The sequence below is a fragment of the Klebsiella oxytoca NBRC 105695 genome (assembly GCF_001598695.1).
Taxonomy (GTDB): Bacteria; Pseudomonadota; Gammaproteobacteria; order Enterobacterales; family Enterobacteriaceae; genus Klebsiella; species Klebsiella oxytoca.
Genome location: NZ_BCZK01000025.1, coordinates 1 through 17,502, shown reverse-complemented (window position 1 = coordinate 17,502; position 17,502 = coordinate 1). Strand labels below are relative to the sequence as shown.

The window sequence follows — 17,502 nt, the reverse complement described above, 5'->3', positions numbered from 1 at the left end:
TGATTACGAGCGTGCACCAGGAACTTTTAAGTCGTTACATTTCTTATCATGATGACTGGGAAGCGCGTCCCAGCCAGCTATCCCAGTCTTTCCATACCGGCTGCAGCCCGCTGGCCACCAGCGCGCTGGCAACCTCTTCCGGGCGTCGGTCATCGTGAGGCGCGAACTGCTCCAGCTCTGGATGGTTATCGGCATACCCACCGGGCTGAGTTTTTGAAAACGCGCTGACGTTGTTGATGGCCAGCGGGATGACCCGATCGCGGAACCAGGGGGATTCGCGGGTGGATAACGAAAGTTCCACTTCCGGGGCCAGCAGGCGGAAGGCGCAAATGGTTTGCACCAGCTGTCGTTCATCCATCAATGAGGCAGGTTCGATACCGCCGGCGCACGGGCGCAGCCGCGGAAAGGAGATGGAGTAGCGGCTGCGCCAGTAGCGCTGCTGAAGCCACAGCAGATGTTCCGCCACCATAAAGCAGTCCACGCGCCAGCTGTCGGAGAGGCCTATTAATGCGCCAAGGCCAATCTTATCAATTCCCGCCTGTCCAAGCCTGTCCGGCGTATCCAGCCGCCAGAAAAAGTCCTGTTTTTTCCCTTTCAGATGGTGTTTCGCATACATGCTTTCATGATAGGTCTCCTGATAGACCATCACGCCGTCCAGCCCGAGGTTTTTCAGCTCGGCGTATTCCTCCCTCGCCAGCGGCTGGACTTCCATATGCAGCGAGGCGAACTGGCGGCGAATCGCGGGCAGATGCTGGCGAAAGTAGTCCATGCCGACTTTGCCCTGATGCTCGCCGGTCACCAGCAGCAGATGCTCAAAACCCATTTCGCGAATTGCCGCGCATTCACGGGCAATTTCCGCCTCATCCAGAGTTTTTCGCTTGATGCGGTTACTCATTGAGAAACCGCAGTAGGTACAGTCGTTGGCGCACAGATTAGAGAGATACAGCGGCACATAAAAGCTGACGGTATTACCGAAACGCTGGCGCGTCAGACGCTGAGCACGCTGGGCCAGAGGCTCCAGATAGCCAGCAGCGGCGGGGGAGAGCAGGGCCATCATGTCGTCGCGGCTGAGCTGTTTGGCCGCCAGGGCGCGTTCAACGTCGGCGGTGGTTTTCGCGTTTATTCGCAGGCGAATATCGTCCCAGTCCAGCTGTCGCCAACGGTCAGTGAAGGTGTTCATACCTGCGCCTCCAGAAAGCCGGTCAGCGGGCTGGTGGCCTGCGCCTGCGCGCTGCGCGCGCCCGGTCCGGCCTGCCGCGCCAGTAATCCGGCATCAATCGCCAGCCGGAAAGCCCGGGCCATGGTAACCGGGTCGTCGGCAACGGCGATGGCGGTATTCACCAGGACCGCGTCGGCACCCACTTCCAGCGCCTGCGCTGCGTGGCTCGGCACGCCAATACCCGCATCCACGACCACCGGCACCGTGGCCTGTTCGATAATAATCTCCAGCATTGCTTTGGTTTCCAGTCCCTGATTGGAGCCGATGGGCGCGCCGAGCGGCATCACCGCCGCGCAGCCCGCTTCTTCCAGACGTTTACACAGCACCGGGTCGGCGCCGCAGTAGGGCAGCACGACGAAGCCTTCCCGAACCAGAATCTCCGCCGCTTTCAGCGTTTCGATCGGATCGGGGAGCAGCCAGCGGGCGTCCGGATGAATTTCCAGTTTCAGCCAGTGGGTGCCCAGCGCTTCCCGCGCCAGGCGGGCGGCAAATACCGCCTCTTCCGCCGTTTTGGCCCCGGAGGTGTTGGGGAGCAGGCTAACGCCGGCCGCCAGCAGCGGCGCGAGGATGGCGTCATTATGCTGACGGAGATCGACGCGCTTCATCGCCAGCGTCACCAGTTGGCTACCGGAGGCGCGAATGGCCTCCACCATGACCTCGGGAGCGGCGAATTTACCGGTGCCGGTGAAGAGATGTGATTCAAACGTTTTATCTGCAATACGTAACATGTCAGCCTCCAGCGATAACCTGAAAAAGCAGGATTTGGTCGCCTTCCTGCAAAAGATGATCTTCCCACCGTTCGCGCGGCAGGATGTGTTGATTAAGCGCCAGCGCGACGCCCGGCAACTGCTGTTCCAGTTGAGCGAGCAGGGCGGCGACGGAGGTCGCTTCGGCACACTGCAACGGTTCATCGTTAAACCACACCTGCATGCTGCCCTCCACAGACCGGACAGCCCAGAGATCGCTGTAATGTCAGCGTACGCCAGCTGCTGGTGCGTGCATCAAACAGGCGCAGTGCGTTACGCGGCGCCGCCATGCCGCTGAGCAGCTTGATGGCCTCCAGCGCCTGTAGGGTTCCCATCATGCCGACGACCGGGCCAATGATGCCCGCCGTGCGGCAGTTGCGTTCGGGTTCGTTAGCATCCGGCCACAGGCAGCGATAACAGCCCTGCTCCCACGGCGGCGTCAGTACCATCAGCTGGCCTCCGAGTCCGACAGCGCTGGCAGTAATCAACGGCGTTTTGAGCGCGACGCAGGCGGCGTTGATCGCCTGTCGGGTCGCCATGTTATCGGTGCAATCCAGTACCACATCGGCCTTCGCCACTTCCTCCTGCAGGGCCTTTCCGCCTAACCGCTGCTTCAGCGCAATCAGTTCAATCTGCGGATTTAGCCGAGCCAGCCGGGCCCTGGCGGCCGTGGTTTTAGGCTGAGCGATATCATCGCTGGTGAACAAAATTTGTCGCTGCAGGTTGCTGACGTGAACGTCGTCGTCATCGGCCAGCGCCAGCGTGCCGACGCCGGCTCCGGCAAGATAGAGCGCGGCGGGGGAACCCAGCCCGCCGAGACCCACGATCAACACCCGGCTGGCCAGCAGCTTTTGCTGGCCTTCAATGGCGATATCCTCCAGCAGCAGCTGGCGGCTATAGCGCATAAAATCGCTGTCATTCATCACCGGCTCCCGCTATCTCAAGCAACCGTGCCGTTGCCTGCCGCCAGTCGGTCGCCTGGGTGATGGCGCTGACTACCGCAATGCTGCCGACGCCGGTGGCCAGTACTGCCGGAGCGCGCTCAAGGCTGATGCCGCCAATCGCCACGGTTGGATAATCCTCCAGTCGCTGAATATGCTGCGCCAGCTGATCCAGCCCCTGAGGGGAGGAAGGCATCTGCTTGGTTTGTGTCGGAAAAACGTGACCAAGCGCGATGTAAGAGGGACGCGCCGCCAGCGCGATATCCATTTCCATATCGTCATGGGTGGAAACGCCAAGGCGCAGTCCGGCGTTGCGGATGGCGCTGAGGTCGGTGGTTTCCAGATCCTCCTGGCCTAAATGCACGCCATAAGCCTGATGTTTAATGGCCAGGCGCCAGTAATCGTTAATAAACAGCCGCGCATGGTATTTGCGTCCCAGCGCGATAGCGGCAACGACATCGTCTTCGACGTCACTATCGCGCTTATCCTTGATGCGCAGCTGGAGAGTGCGAACGCCCGCAGCCAGTAAGCGTTCGATCCACGCGACGCTATCGACGACCGGATAGAGGCCTAAACGGAATGGGACGGATGGAAAATCGGGTTGATACATCAGGCTTCCTCCTTACGTAGATAGATTTCACTGCCGCGGGCGCGGAAGTTTTCCGACATATCGGCCATCCCCACTTCGATGGTCTGCGCGGCGGCGTAGTCGCGAACTTCCTGACTTATCTTCATTGAGCAAAATTTGGGGCCGCACATGGAGCAGAAGTGGGCCACTTTGCCTGACTCCTGCGGCAGGGTTTCGTCGTGGTAAGCGCGCGCGGTGAACGGGTCGAGCGCCAGATTAAACTGGTCTTCCCAGCGGAACTCGAAGCGCGCTTTCGACATGGCGTTATCGCGGATCTGCGCGCCGGGGTGGCCTTTAGCGAGGTCTGCGGCGTGGGCGGCAATTTTGTAGGTAATCAGGCCCTGTTTAACGTCTTCTTTATTCGGCAGACCGAGATGCTCTTTCGGCGTCACGTAGCAGAGCATCGCGCAGCCAAACCAGCCGATCATGGCGGCGCCAATCCCGGAGGTGAAATGATCGTAGCCCGGTGCAATATCGGTAGTTAGCGGCCCCAAGGTGTAGAAGGGCGCTTCGTGGCAGTGCTCCAGCTCTTCGGTCATATTGCGCTGAATCATCTGCATCGGCACATGGCCCGGGCCTTCGATCATCACCTGTACGTCATACTCCCAGGCGATTTTGGTCAGTTCGCCCAGCGTATGCAGCTCGGCAAACTGCGCTTCGTCGTTGGCGTCCTGAATCGAGCCGGGGCGCAGGCCATCGCCCAATGACAGCGAGACGTCATAGGCGGCGCAGATTTCGCAGATTTCACGGAAATGTTGGTAGAGGAAGTTCTCCTGGTGATGGGATAAGCACCATTTCGCCATGATTGAGCCGCCGCGGGAGACGATGCCGGTCAGGCGTTTGGCGGTCATCGGCACGTAGCGCAGCAGCACGCCCGCATGGATAGTGAAGTAGTCCACCCCTTGTTCCGCCTGTTCGAGCAGCGTGTCGCGGAAGGCTTCCCAGGTAAGATCTTCGGCGATCCCGTTTACCTTCTCTAACGCCTGGTAGATCGGCACGGTACCGATCGGTACCGGACTATTGCGCAGGATCCACTCGCGGGTCTCATGAATATAGCGGCCGGTGGAAAGGTCCATAACCGTATCCGCTCCCCAGCGCGTCGCCCACACCAGCTTCTCGACCTCTTCTTCTATCGACGAGGTGACCGCGGAGTTACCAATATTGGCGTTAACCTTCACGAGGAAGTTGCGGCCGATGATCATCGGCTCGGATTCCGGATGATTTATATTGGCCGGGATAATCGCGCGCCCGGCGGCAACTTCAGCGCGCACAAATTCCGGGGTGATATTCTCCGGCAGCCGCGCGCCAAACCCGACGCCCGGATGCTGCTGGCGCAGCACTTCACCACGAATGCGTTCGCGACCCATATTTTCGCGAATGGCGATGAATTCCATCTCAGGAGTGACAATCCCCTGACGGGCATAGTGCAGCTGCGTCACGCATTTCCCGACGATGGCGCGCCTGGGCGTAAGCAGACCGGAAAAGCGCAGCGCGTTAAGACCATCATCCGCCAGCCGCTCTCTGGTATAGGCTGAACTGCGATCGCTAAGCGTTTCGCAGTCGCGACGCGCATCAATCCACGGCTGACGCAGTTTCGCCAGACCCTGCTGAACGTTGATCGCGATGTGCGGATCGCCATAGGGGCCGGACGTATCGTAGACCGGGATGGCTTCGTTTGCTTCATACTGAGGATGGTCTTTGCTGCCGCCGATAAGCGTCGGGCTCAGCTGAATTTCGCGCATCGGCACGCGAATATCTTCCTGCGAACCGCGGATGTAGATGCGCTGCGAATTGGGAAATGCGGTGCCTTCCAGGGTGTCGATAAAGCGCTGGGCGTGTTCGCGTTGCTCTCGACGCGTAAGTGATGTTGTAGACATAGCTCATTCCAGTTAAACAGGATATGGCTTGCCAGACGACGGATGGAGTAACAGATGCGATCGGCCATGAAGAGGCAGATGCTAAACGCAGTTTACTCTTGTTCCCTTCGCAGGTATTAGCCTGATCAGGTTCCGCGGATCCCGAATTAACGGTCTCAGCCTTTTCCAGTGTGGAAAATGGGCACTCCGACAAGATGACATCCCCTCTCAGCGAGGGGGAATGTATGTAAACTACGCGTTAATGGCTCACAACTCAAGCGGTCGGCGCGATATTGTCGCTAACGTTGTCTTTTCGACTGTGGGCGACGGCGAGGGCAATCAGCGAATCTTCCAGCGCAAAACGGGCTTCCAGCGCTTCACCGATGTCCGATAGCGCCTGCTGGAACTCAAGATAGTTATCGTGATCGATAGCGTTTTCGAGGCAGGAATCGTAATAATCCATGATCTGCTGGGTATTAGCCTGCAGCTGTGGATAAATCTTAGTGGCGGCTAAAAGTGGCGTATCGCCTTCCAATTCGCCGATAAAGCGTTCATAAATATTAAAATGGCCGGAGGAGAGGTAGTCCACCAGGCTTTGGCAAAAATCATCCAGCGCTTTCTCATTAAGCCGCATAAATGATTCTTTGCCAGGCTTCAGGCCAACCAGGTTGTAGTAAGCCACAAGCAAATGCTTACGTACTTGTAGCCAGCGATCGACCAGTTTATTGCTGCCTCCAACACGTTCCGTCAGGTTTTCCAGCTGGTTTAACATGGTTGACTCCGCAAGGTTTTAAGAGAAATACGTTGCTCACCAAAATGTAAATTTAATGTTAAAAGTGCCAGTAAAATGAAGGTAGTGCAATAGATATGGATCGTATTATTGAAAAATTAGATCGCGGCTGGTGGATTGTCAGCCACGAACAGAAATTATGGTTACCCGATGGGGAATTACCATATGGCGAAGCGGTAAATTTTCATCTTGCCGGGCAAACCGCGCTGCGAATAGGCGAATGGCAGGGCGAACCGGTGTGGCTGGTGCGCCAGGATCGTCGCCATGAGATGGGATCGCTGCGTCAGGTGCTCGATCAGGATGCTGGCCTTTTTCAACTGGCGGGACGCGGGATCCAGCTGGCGGAGTTCTACCGCTCGCATAAATTCTGCGGCTACTGCGGCCATCCCATGCACCCCAGCAAAACCGAGTGGGCAATGCTATGCAGCCACTGCCGCGAACGCTACTACCCGCAAATCGCCCCGTGCATTATCGTCGCCATCCGTCGGGATGATTCTATCCTGCTGGCGCAGCATACTCGCCATCGCAACGGCGTGCATACGGTGCTGGCCGGATTTGTCGAAGTTGGCGAAACCCTGGAGCAGACCGTTGCCCGCGAAGTGATGGAGGAGAGCGGCATCAAGGTGAAAAACCTGCGCTATGTAACCTCCCAGCCCTGGCCGTTCCCGCAATCGCTGATGACCGCGTTTATGGCCGAGTACGATAGCGGCGAGATTGTCATCGACAAGAAAGAGCTGCTGGAGGCGGGATGGTATCGCTATGACAATCTGCCGCTTTTGCCGCCGCCGGGCACCGTGGCGCGCCGGCTGATTGAAGATACCGTGGCGATGTGTCGGGCAGAGTATGAGTGACATGTTACATACACTTTATCCTTCAAACTGCCTCTTTGTTGGCTGCTTTCACTTGCCCCAGTCACTTACTTGAGTAAGCTCCTGGGGTTCATTCAATTGCCGCCTTGGTCCACTTTGAATGATTTTGTGTATAAACTTGGCGCATCAACGCTAAAGGAATGTAAAAATGACCGAACTGAAGAACGATCGTTACCTGCGCGCGCTGCTACGCCAGCCGGTTGATGTCACCCCGGTGTGGATGATGCGTCAGGCGGGCCGCTATTTACCGGAATATAAGGCCACCCGCGCCGAAGCGGGCGATTTTATGTCGCTGTGTAAAAACGCAGAGCTGGCCTGTGAAGTGACGCTGCAGCCGCTGCGCCGCTATAAGCTGGATGCGGCTATCCTCTTCTCGGACATTCTCACCATCCCGGATGCGATGGGGCTGGGGCTCTATTTTGAAGCCGGGGAGGGCCCGCGCTTTACCTCGCCCATTACCTGCAAAGCCGATGTCGATAAATTGCCCGTTCCTGACCCGGAAGGTGAGCTTGGCTACGTGATGAATGCCGTGCGCACGATTCGCCGTGAGCTGAAGGGAGAAGTGCCGCTGATCGGCTTTTCCGGCAGCCCGTGGACGCTGGCAACCTATATGGTGGAAGGCGGCAGCAGCAAAGCGTTTACGGTAATTAAAAAGATGATGTACGCCGAGCCGCAGGCCCTGCATGCGCTGCTCGATAAGCTGGCGAAAAGCGTCACGCTGTATCTGAATGCGCAAATCAAAGCGGGCGCGCAGTCGGTGATGATTTTTGATACCTGGGGCGGAGTGCTGACCGGCCGCGACTACCAGCAGTTCTCGCTCTATTACATGCATAAAATCGTTGATGGGCTGCTGCGTGAAAACGATGGCCGTCGCGTGCCGGTGACGCTATTTACCAAAGGCGGCGGGCAGTGGCTGGAAGCGATGGCGGAAACAGGCTGCGATGCGCTGGGACTCGACTGGACCACCGATATCGCCGATGCGCGTCGTCGCGTCGGTCATAAAGTCGCCCTGCAGGGCAATATGGATCCCTCGATGCTGTATGCCCCTCCGGCGCGTATTGAAGAAGAGGTGGCGACTATTCTCGCCGGGTTTGGCCAGGATGAAGGCCATGTCTTTAACCTCGGGCACGGAATTCATCAGGATGTTAACCCGGAACATGCGGGCGTATTTGTGGAGGCAGTGCACCGGTTGTCGGCGCAATACCACCGTTAAGGAGTGAATATGGATTTGTCATCGCTACGCACACAGCAGCTCAGCCTGGCGGCATCGGTTGAACGAGGCGATCGGTTGGAACAGGATCCGCCGACGCTGATCGGCGGAGCGGATGTCGGTTTTGAGCAAGAGGGAGAAATCACCCGGGCGGCGATGGTACTGCTAAGCTATCCGTCCCTGGAGCTGGTGGAGTATCAGGTCGCGCGCGTCGCGACCACGATGCCTTACATTCCCGGCTTCCTCTCCTTTCGCGAAACCCCCGCGCTGCTGGCGGCATGGGAGCTACTTTCGCAAAAGCCGAATCTGTTATTCGTTGATGGCCACGGTATTTCCCACCCGCGCCGCCTCGGCGTCGCCAGCCATTTTGGCCTGCTGGTGGATGTACCGACTATCGGCGTGGCGAAAAAACGGCTGTGCGGTAAGTTCGGGCCGTTGGGCGATGAACCCGGCGCGCTGGCGCCGTTGTTAGATAAAGGCGAACAGCTGGCGTGGGTCTTGCGCAGCAAAACGCGCTGCAATCCGCTGTTTGTGAGTACCGGGCACCGCGTTGGCCTGGATAGCGCGCTGATGTGGGTGGAGCGCTGCCTGAAAGGCTATCGCCTGCCTGAGCCAACGCGCTGGGCCGATGCGGTGGCGTCCCGGCGTCCGGCGTTTGTGCGTTGGCAAGCAAATCGCGACTGATTCAGGTACACTGCGGCTAATTTCTGACTTCGAGAATTCATCATGTTACAAAACCCGATTCACCTGCGTCTGGAGAAGCTGGAAAGCTGGCAGCACGTGACTTTTATGGCCTGCCTGTGCGAGCGGATGTACCCCAACTACGCTATGTTCTGTCAGCAAACGGAATTTGCCGATGGCCAGCTTTATCGCCGTATCCTCGATCTGATCTGGGAAACGCTGACGGTAAAAGATGCGAAGGTGAATTTCGACAGCCAGCTGGAAAAGCTGGAAGAGGCGATTCCGGCCGCTGATGATTACGACCTGTACGGCGTCTATCCGGCCATCGATGCCTGCGTCGCATTGAGTGAACTGCTTCATTCGCGGCTAAGCGGCGAAACGCTCGAACACGCCATCGAAGTCAGCAAGAGTTCGATCACCACCGTTGCGATGCTGGAAATGACCCAGGCTGGTCGCGAAATGACCGACGAAGAGCTCAAAGAAAACCCGGCTGTCGAACAAGAATGGGATATTCAGTGGGAGATTTTTCGTCTTCTGGCCGACTGCGAAGAACGCGATATTGAACTGATCAAAGGGCTACGTGCAGACCTTCGCGAGGCCGGTGAGAGCAATATTGGTATAAATTTTCAGCAATGAGACCAGAAAACGTGATTTACCGCCTGAATTGTAGCGTCTGAAGGCTTCCATTCCGCCCCCCGTCTGGTCTACATTTGGGGGGCGAAAAAACGTGGCTATCGGTGCGTGTATGCAGGAGAGTGCTTTTCAGGCATTTCCGTCGCACTCGATGCTTAGCAAGCGATAAACACATTGTAAGGATAACTTATGAACAAGACTCAACTGATTGATGTAATTGCGGACAAAGCTGACCTGTCCAAAGCACAGGCGAAAGCTGCCCTGGAATCTACCCTGGCTGCAATTACCGAGTCTCTGAAAGAAGGTGATGCTGTTCAACTGGTTGGTTTCGGTACCTTCAAAGTGAACCACCGCGCTGAGCGTACTGGCCGCAACCCGCAGACCGGTAATGAAATCAAAATCGCCGCAGCAAACGTACCGGCATTTGTTTCAGGTAAAGCTCTGAAAGACGCAGTTAAGTAAGACCGCGTGGCAGTGTACAGTTTTATCGAAGGGGCTTGTCGGCCCCTTTTGTCTATCTGGCGCCGCACGCTGGCGCTGGCGGGCGTATTGCTGCTCACTGCCTGCAGCCATGATTCCTCTCTCCCGCCGTTTACCGCCAGCGGTTACGCGGAAAACCAGGGGGCGATGCGTATCTGGCGCAAAGATTCCGACGGTGAGGTCCATCTCCTTGCCGCCTTCAGTCCATGGCGTCATGGTAATACCTCGACCAGCGAGTATCGCTGGCAGGATGGTCAGCTCGCGCTGATCGAGCTCAACGTCTACGGCAAACCGCCGGAACATATTCGCGCCCGGTTTGATGCGCAAGGCGAACTCAGCTTTATGCAGCGTGAAATCGATGGGCAGAAGCAGCAGCTTTCCAGCGATCAGGTTGCGCTATATCGCTATCGGGCAGAGCAAATACGCCAGACCAGCGATGCACTGCGTCAGGGACGCGTCATGCTGCGCCAGGGGCGGTGGCATGCTGACAGGACGGTAACCACCTGCGAAGGTCAGACCGTGAAGCCTGACCTCGATACGCTGGCGTTGGCGCATATTGAGCGTCGTCAGAACCACTCATCCGTCGAGGTGAGCGTGGCGTGGCTGGAAGCGCCGGAAGGCTCTCAGCTGCTGCTGGTGGCAAACGAAGACTTCTGTACCTGGCAGCCGACCGAAAAAAGCTTCTGAACCTTACCAGTGGTTCATCCCCATATGACCGCGGCCTCCGCCGCAGCCTCCACGTCCCATCCCCTCGCCGCGAGGAATACCCGCCTGCGCTAATGCGAGATCGAACTTCACCCGCTGCTGGGCAAGCTTCTGACCGAGAGCGTCCATCTCCTGGGCGACGGATTCGATTTTCGCGCTGTCAGGTTTATCGGTGGTTAACAGCGCGTTGTATTCATAGCGTTTTGAAATGAGCTGCTGACGTAAAACGCGAGTTTGCTCATAGAAATCATTATGCAGCTTCTGGGCAGTGGCCTGCTGGTCGGTCGTCAGCTGACTATAGCCCTGGGGGCCCATACCGGTACCGTTATTCCAGTGGTGCCTTGCCCAGGCTGAGCTACTGCCGAAAGTCAGCGCGGCGAGGGCAATCAGCGTCAGCGTCATTTTTTTGTTCCGTTTCATAGTTTATTCTCCTGCCTTATGGTTACTCAGTGATTTGCATCTTCCGTGCCAGAGTGGAAAGGCCGCAGGATATCGGGCGTTGAATGCTTTTCAGCGGACGAGAGCGAGTAAAAATGACTCGCGGTAAAGGGCGCAGCGGGTCATTTTTACTCGATCGCCTTCCCGGTTTGCGCCCAGGGAGAGGTTAGAGGCGGCGGAATAGTGGCATGATTTCTGCTGGGCTATGCGGTGTCTGAGGAAAGGGAGTTGTCATGAACGTGATGCGGTTGTCTAAGGATTCCGTCGCCGTTGGGCTGAGCTGGTTGTTAACCGGCCTTATCTTACTGCTGGTGTGCCTGTTTTCTGCGTTAATCGTGCGTGACTATGGCCGTGAAAATGAAGCCGCACGCCAGACTATCCAGGAAAAAGGCAGCGTGCTGATCCGCGCTCTTGAGTCCGGAACCCGGGTCGGAATGGGAATGCGTATGCATCATTCCCAGCTGCAGGCGCTACTGGAGGAGATGGCCTGGCAGCCCGGCGTGCTGTGGTTCGCGGTGACAGATGAGAACGGTAAAATTATCGCCCATAGCGACCCGCGGCGGGTCGGTGAGTCGCTCTACCCCGCCAGCACCCTGCGAGAGCTGAATATCGGTAGCGAGGAGCGCTGGCGCCGCCTCGAACAACCGGAGCCGGCGCTGGAGATTTATCGCCAGTTTCGCCCGCTTAACAGCGGTGGGCATCATATGCGCATGATGATGCGTCGCGAATCTGCCGATCTCCGTAATCAGGCGCCCCAGGTCATTTTTATTGCCTTTGATACCCGCGAGCTGGATGCCGACCATGCTCGTGGCCTGCGCAATATGGTCATCATGCTCTGCGCGGCAGGCGTAGTCATGACGGCAACGGTGCTGGCGCAGTTCTGGTTTCGCCGCTATCAGCGTTCGCGCAAGCAGCTGCAGGAAGCGACGGCGCGAAAAGAAAAGCTGCTGGCGCTCGGTCATCTGGCCGCGGGCGTCGCCCATGAAATCCGCAACCCGCTATCATCCATAAAAGGGCTGGCCAGGTATTTCGCCGAGCGGACCCCAGCCGATGGCGAAGCGCATCAGTTGGCCCTGGTGATGGCCAGGGAAGCCGATCGCCTGAACAGGGTCGTCAGCGAGCTGCTGGAACTGGTGCGTCCGGCGCATTTAAAATATCAATCGGTTGATTTAAATGAAGTCATTACGCATTCGCTTCAACTGGTTAGCCAGGATGCCGCCAGCCGGGCGATATCTCTGAAGTTTATCGCGCAGCCCGCGCTATGCCGCATCCAGGCCGATCCGGATCGTTTAAAACAGGTGCTGCTCAACCTTTATCTCAATGCTATCCATGCCATTGGCCGCGATGGCGTGATTACGGTGGCGGTGAGAGAGTGCGGCGATGGGCGAGTAAAGGTGAGCGTTGCGGACAGCGGCAAAGGGATGACGGCGGAACAGCTACAGGCCATTTTTACACCGTACTTCACTACCAAGGCCGACGGCACCGGGCTGGGGCTGGCGGTGGTGCAGAACATCGTTGAGCAGCACGGCGGAACAATTGACGCCGAGAGCACTCCCGGCAAGGGCGCGCTATTTACGCTCTATTTGCCGGTTAATGGGCAACAGAAGGATGAACAAGGATGAGTGGCGAGCAGGTCGATATTCTGGTGGTGGACGATGACATCAGCCACTGCACTATCTTACAGGCGTTGTTGCGGGGCTGGGGTTATCGGGTTGCGCTGGCTTACAACGGCGTACAGGCGCTGGAACAGGTGCGCGAGAAGGTGTTTGATCTGGTGCTATGCGACATCCGCATGGCGGAGATGGATGGCATCGAAACGCTGAAAGAGATCAAAACCTTGAATCCGTCGATTCCCGTTCTGATTATGACAGCGTACTCCAGCGTCGACACCGCTGTGGAAGCGCTGAAATCCGGTGCGCTGGACTACCTGATTAAGCCGCTGGACTTTGACAAGCTGCAGCTGACGCTATCCGAGGCGTTGGCTCACACTCGGCAGAGCGAGTCTCCCGTTGCCGGGACTCCGGCCGCCCAGTTTGGCATGGTGGGGGATAGCCCGGCGATGCGGGCGCTGCTGAACAATATCGCCCTGGTTGCGCCCTCCGATGCGACGGTATTAATTCACGGCGAGTCGGGCACAGGGAAAGAGCTGGTCGCTCGGGCGCTGCACGCCAGCAGCGCTCGCAGCCGCCAGCCGCTGGTGATCCTCAACTGCGCGGCGCTTAACGAGTCGTTGCTGGAGTCGGAGCTGTTTGGCCATGAGAAGGGCGCGTTTACCGGCGCGGACAAACGGCGAGAAGGGCGCTTCGTTGAAGCGGACGGCGGTACGCTTTTCCTCGATGAAATTGGCGATATTTCGCCGTTGATGCAGGTGCGTCTGCTGCGGGCGATTCAGGAGCGTGAAGTGCAGCGGGTGGGCAGCAATCAGACCCTTTCGGTCGATGTACGGCTAATTGCCGCCACCCACCGGGATTTAGCCGAAGAGGTCAGCGCCGGGCGTTTTCGCCAGGATCTCTACTACCGCCTGAACGTCGTGACTATCGATATGCCGCCGCTGCGTCATCGCAGGGAGGATATCCCCCAACTGGCGCGCTATTTCCTGCAACGGTATGCCGAGCGTAACCGTAAAGCAGTACAGGGATTTACGCCACAGGCGATGGACTTGCTGATCCACTACGCCTGGCCGGGTAATATTCGCGAGCTGGAAAATGCGGTGGAGCGGGCGGTGGTCCTGCTGACCGGAGAGTACATCTCCGAACGCGAGCTGCCGCTGGCAATTGCCGGTACGCCAGTTGCGGACGTGTTGCACGGTGATGATGTTATTCAGCCGCTGGTGGAGGTAGAGAAAGAAGCGATCCTCGCGGCGCTCGAAAAAACGGGCGGCAACAAAACTGAAGCCGCCCGTCAGTTGGGCATTACGCGCAAAACGCTGCTGGCAAAGCTCAGCCGTTAGCGGTTTTGCTCACGTTCGATAGCGCGCCAGCCGATGTCGTTACGGCTAAAGCTGCCGTCCCAGCTGATATCGCTCATCAGGGCGTAAGCGCGCTTTTGCGCTTCAGCAACGGTGCGACCCAGTGCGGTGGCGCAGAGTACCCGGCCGCCGCTGGTCAGCACGCGATCGTCATCAGCGAGTCTGGTGCCGGCGTGGAAGACCTTGCCGTCTACCGTTTCTTCCAGCGGCAGGCCGTGGATCTCATCGCCGGTGCTGTAGTTGCCCGGATAACCACCGGCGGCGATCACGACGCCCAGCGAGGCGCGCTCGTCCCACTCGGAGGTTTTCTCATTCAGCTTACCGTCGCAGGCGGCGAGGCACAGATCCACCAGATCCGATTTCATGCGTAGCATGATCGGCTGGGTTTCCGGATCGCCAAAGCGGCAGTTGAACTCGATTACCTTCGGGTTGCCCTGTTTGTCGATCATCAGGCCCGCATAGAGGAAACCGGTGTAGGTATTACCCTCCGCTGCCATACCTTTTACGGTTGGCCAGATAATGCGTTCCATGGTGCGCTGGTGAACCTCATCGGTGACCACCGGTGCCGGAGAGTAAGCGCCCATACCGCCCGTGTTCGGGCCGGTATCGCCATTGCCCACGCGTTTATGATCCTGGCTGGTGGCCATCGGCAGGACGTGCTCGCCGTCGACCATCACGATAAAGCTCGCCTCTTCGCCGTCGAGGAACTCTTCAATGACGATGCGGTGCCCGGCGTCGCCAAAGGCGTTACCTGCCAGCATGTCTTGAAGGGCGGCTTCCGCTTCTTCCAGCGTCATGGCGACAATCACGCCCTTGCCGGCGGCCAGGCCGTCGGCCTTGATAACGATGGGCGCGCCTTTCTCACGCAGGTATGCCAGCGCGGGCTCGACTTCGGTGAAGTTCTGGTATTCCGCTGTCGGAATGTTATGGCGGGCAAGAAAATCTTTGGTGAAGGCTTTAGAGCCTTCCAGCTGCGCCGCGCCTTCCGTTGGGCCGAAGATTTTCAGCCCCGCGGCGCGGAACGCATCCACAACGCCAATCACCAGTGGCGCTTCCGGGCCAACGATGGTCAGATCAATTTTCTCGCTTTGAGCAAAGCTCAGCAGCGCCGGAATATCGGTGACGCCGATAGCCACATTCTGCAACGCTGGTTCCAGGGCGGTGCCCGCGTTACCCGGGGCGACAAAAACGGTATCGACTTTTGGCGACTGCGCCGCTTTCCAGGCCAGGGCGTGCTCGCGGCCGCCGTTGCCAATAACTAATACTTTCATCGTCTGCTCCGTGAATTAATGGCGGAAGTGGCGCATGTCGGTGAAGATCATCGCGATGCCGTGCTCATCGGCGGCGGCAATCACCTCTTCGTCGCGAATAGAACCGCCGGGCTGAATGACGCAGCTCACGCCAACGGCAGCGGCGGCATCAATACCGTCGCGAAACGGGAAGAAGGCGTCGGAGGCCATCGCCGAACCTTTCACTTCCAGTCCCTCATCGCCTGCTTTAATCCCGGCGATTTTGGCAGAGTAAACGCGGCTCATCTGACCTGCGCCTATTCCGATGGTCATGTTCTCTTTGGCATAAACAATGGCGTTAGATTTAACGAATTTCGCAACGATCCAGCAGAACAGCGCATCGCGCAGCTCCTGCTCGGTCGGCTGGCGTTTGGAAACCACGCGCAGTTCGCCTTCTGTGACCATACCCAGATCGCGGTCCTGAACCAGCAGGCCGCCATTAACGCGTTTGAAGTCCAGACCCGGCACGCGCTGCGTCCACTGACCGCAGGTCAGAACGCGGACGTTCTGTTTCGCGGCAGTGATCTTCAGGGCCTCTTCCGTCGCAGACGGTGCGATGATCACTTCAACGAACTGGCGGGAGATGATGGCCTGCGCGGTTTCGGCATCCAGTTCGCGGTTAAACGCGATAATGCCGCCGAAGGCAGAGGTCGGGTCAGTTTTGTATGCGCGGTCGTAGGCATCCAGAATAGAGGTGCTTACCGCTACGCCACATGGGTTGGCATGCTTCACAATAACGCAGGCCGGCTCGCTGAATTCTTTGACGCATTCCAGCGCGGCATCGGTGTCGGCAATGTTGTTATAGGAGAGGGCTTTACCCTGAACCTGCTGTGCCGTGGCGACAGAGGCTTCTTTGATTTCTTCTTCTATATAGAAGGCAGCCTGCTGGTGGCTGTTTTCACCGTAACGCATATCCTGCTTCTTAATGAAGTTCAGGTTCAGGGTGCGCGGGAAGCGGCCAGCGGCTTCTTTGCTCTCGCCGTGATAGGCCGGAACCATGCTGCCGAAGTAGTTGGCAATCATGCTGTCGTAGGCGGCGGTGTGTTCGAATGCTTTAATGGCGAGGTCGAAGCGGGTGTCGAGGGTCAGGGAGCCTTCGTTCGCATCCATCTCTTTAATAATGGCATCGTAGTCGCTGCTCTTCACCACGATGGCGACGTCTTTATGGTTCTTCGCCGCCGAGCGAACCATGGTTGGGCCGCCGATATCAATGTTTTCTACCGCATCTTCCAGCGAGCAACCCTCGCGGGCAACGGTTTGAGCAAACGGATACAGGTTAACAACCACCATATCAATAGGCGCGATACCGTGTTGTTCCATAATGCCGTCATCCTGGCCGCGGCGGCCGAGAATGCCGCCGTGAACTTTCGGATGCAGAGTCTTCACGCGTCCGTCCATCATTTCCGGGAAACCGGTGTAGTCAGAGACTTCGGTAACCGGCAGACCTTTCTCAGCCAGCAGGCGTGCGGTACCACCCGTAGACAGTAGCTCGACACCACGAGCGGAAAGCGCCTGCGCGAATTCGACGATACCGGCCTTGTCAGAAACACTGAGCAGGGCGCGGCGGACTGGACGACGTTGTTGCATGGTATTAAATCCCCAGGATTTGAATATTACAGAGAGCGTTAGGTGAGTTTTTGCCTAAAAACTCACCTAACGCACCCAACCGGGCATCCTTGTTATAGCGCGGCATTGTAACGAAAACGTTTGCGCAACGCTCGCGAATTTTTATCTTTCTCTTTTTGGCCCTGAACGACGGCTTATATAGAGAGGTGGTGTGGCTTTTGTTTTGGGGTATCGCCCGTCATCTGTGGATAATTCTGTGCGTAACAGGGTATAAAGCGGGGTTTTGCTGGGGAATGCAGCAGTCAGTCATTTTTCTGCAATTTAACTATTGCGGATGCCCGGGAACTCCCTATAATGCGCCTCCATCGACACGGCAGGTGTGAATCACTTCACACAAACAGCCGGTTGGTTGAAGAGAAAAAATCCTGAAAAACAGGGTTGACTCTGAAAGAGGAAAGCGTAATATACGCCACCTCGCAACGA

18 protein-coding genes and 1 riboswitch are annotated in these 17,502 nt (G+C 57.6%); of the genes, 8 read left to right on the top strand and 10 right to left on the bottom strand.

Translation table 11 applies throughout. From position 1 onward, the window contains the following. Positions 1–46 precede the first annotated feature (46 nt). From thiH to KO1_RS25885, 7 genes are all read right to left on the bottom strand, one after another. On the bottom strand, positions 47–1,180 hold the full coding sequence (gene thiH / locus KO1_RS25915; protein WP_024274891.1) for a 2-iminoacetate synthase ThiH: 1,134 nt from the start codon (positions 1,178–1,180) through the stop codon (positions 47–49). After that, positions 1,177–1,947 carry a thiazole synthase gene (thiG, locus tag KO1_RS25910; RefSeq protein WP_024274892.1) on the bottom strand — a complete coding sequence of 257 codons (771 nt, stop codon included), beginning with the start codon at positions 1,945–1,947 and terminating at the stop codon, positions 1,177–1,179. The genes thiH and thiG overlap by 4 nt, the downstream gene beginning before the upstream one ends. Position 1,948: 1 nt before the next feature. Then, on the bottom strand, positions 1,949–2,149 hold the full coding sequence (gene thiS / locus KO1_RS25905; RefSeq protein ID WP_004109709.1) for a sulfur carrier protein ThiS: 201 nt from the start codon (positions 2,147–2,149) through the stop codon (positions 1,949–1,951). Next, a complete protein-coding gene (locus KO1_RS25900) occupies positions 2,133–2,888 on the bottom strand; it encodes a HesA/MoeB/ThiF family protein (RefSeq protein ID WP_004109706.1) in 756 nt (251 codons plus the stop codon). The genes thiS and KO1_RS25900 overlap by 17 nt, the downstream gene beginning before the upstream one ends. Continuing rightward, positions 2,881–3,516, bottom strand: a complete 636-nt coding sequence (thiE, locus tag KO1_RS25895) for a thiamine phosphate synthase (RefSeq protein ID WP_004117108.1) — start codon at positions 3,514–3,516, stop codon at positions 2,881–2,883. Before thiE ends, KO1_RS25900 begins: the two co-directional genes overlap by 8 nt. Then, positions 3,516–5,411 carry a phosphomethylpyrimidine synthase ThiC gene (gene thiC, locus KO1_RS25890; RefSeq protein WP_017145142.1) on the bottom strand — a complete coding sequence of 632 codons (1,896 nt, stop codon included), beginning with the start codon at positions 5,409–5,411 and terminating at the stop codon, positions 3,516–3,518. Before thiC ends, thiE begins: the two co-directional genes overlap by 1 nt. Before the next feature lie 85 nt (positions 5,412–5,496). Then, a riboswitch (TPP riboswitch) is annotated at positions 5,497–5,610 on the bottom strand. A 54-nt stretch (positions 5,611–5,664) separates the two neighbouring features. After that, the gene (locus KO1_RS25885; protein WP_004109697.1) at positions 5,665–6,162 is read right to left on the bottom strand and encodes an Rsd/AlgQ family anti-sigma factor; all 498 of its coding nucleotides are present in this window, start codon (positions 6,160–6,162) and stop codon (positions 5,665–5,667) included. A 95-nt stretch (positions 6,163–6,257) separates the two neighbouring features. Between KO1_RS25885 and nudC the strand changes: the two genes are divergently transcribed. The 6 genes from nudC (at position 6,258) to KO1_RS25855 (ending at position 10,740) form a co-directional block, all read left to right on the top strand. Beyond that, the gene (gene nudC, locus KO1_RS25880; protein WP_004109693.1) at positions 6,258–7,031 is read left to right on the top strand and encodes an NAD(+) diphosphatase; all 774 of its coding nucleotides are present in this window, start codon (positions 6,258–6,260) and stop codon (positions 7,029–7,031) included. A gap of 166 nt (positions 7,032–7,197) precedes the next feature. Beyond that, positions 7,198–8,262 carry a uroporphyrinogen decarboxylase gene (gene hemE / locus KO1_RS25875; protein WP_024274893.1) on the top strand — a complete coding sequence of 355 codons (1,065 nt, stop codon included), beginning with the start codon at positions 7,198–7,200 and terminating at the stop codon, positions 8,260–8,262. A 9-nt stretch (positions 8,263–8,271) separates the two neighbouring features. After that, entirely contained in the window at positions 8,272–8,943 is a 672-nt protein-coding gene (nfi, locus tag KO1_RS25870) for a deoxyribonuclease V (protein WP_024274894.1), read from the top strand. A gap of 42 nt (positions 8,944–8,985) precedes the next feature. Continuing rightward, positions 8,986–9,576, top strand: a complete 591-nt coding sequence (locus KO1_RS25865; protein ID WP_004117118.1) for a YjaG family protein — start codon at positions 8,986–8,988, stop codon at positions 9,574–9,576. A 186-nt stretch (positions 9,577–9,762) separates the two neighbouring features. Next, on the top strand, positions 9,763–10,035 hold the full coding sequence (hupA, locus tag KO1_RS25860; protein ID WP_004097675.1) for a nucleoid-associated protein HU-alpha: 273 nt from the start codon (positions 9,763–9,765) through the stop codon (positions 10,033–10,035). Positions 10,036–10,047: 12 nt separating this feature from the next. Further along, entirely contained in the window at positions 10,048–10,740 is a 693-nt protein-coding gene (locus KO1_RS25855; RefSeq protein ID WP_004109689.1) for a DUF1481 domain-containing protein, read from the top strand. A gap of 3 nt (positions 10,741–10,743) precedes the next feature. Here the strand turns inward: KO1_RS25855 and zraP are convergent, their stop codons facing one another. After that, a complete protein-coding gene (gene zraP, locus KO1_RS25850; protein WP_023329112.1) occupies positions 10,744–11,178 on the bottom strand; it encodes a zinc resistance sensor/chaperone ZraP in 435 nt (144 codons plus the stop codon). 251 nt (positions 11,179–11,429) lie between these two features. Between zraP and zraS the strand changes: the two genes are divergently transcribed. After that, entirely contained in the window at positions 11,430–12,818 is a 1,389-nt protein-coding gene (gene zraS / locus KO1_RS25845) for a two-component system sensor histidine kinase ZraS (protein WP_016809149.1), read from the top strand. Further along, entirely contained in the window at positions 12,815–14,146 is a 1,332-nt protein-coding gene (gene zraR / locus KO1_RS25840; RefSeq protein ID WP_047720460.1) for a sigma-54-dependent response regulator transcription factor ZraR, read from the top strand. Before zraS ends, zraR begins: the two co-directional genes overlap by 4 nt. Here the strand turns inward: zraR and purD are convergent. Both purD and purH read right to left on the bottom strand, forming a co-directional pair. Beyond that, positions 14,143–15,435 (bottom strand): phosphoribosylamine--glycine ligase, encoded by a 1,293-nt coding sequence (gene purD, locus KO1_RS25835; RefSeq protein ID WP_064407179.1) that lies wholly within the window; start codon positions 15,433–15,435, stop codon positions 14,143–14,145. The two genes, zraR and purD, sit on opposite strands and share 4 nt — an antisense overlap. A 15-nt stretch (positions 15,436–15,450) precedes the next feature. After that, positions 15,451–17,040, bottom strand: a complete 1,590-nt coding sequence (purH, locus tag KO1_RS25830; RefSeq protein WP_004109672.1) for a bifunctional phosphoribosylaminoimidazolecarboxamide formyltransferase/IMP cyclohydrolase — start codon at positions 17,038–17,040, stop codon at positions 15,451–15,453. Between the last annotated feature and the right edge of the window lie 462 nt (positions 17,041–17,502).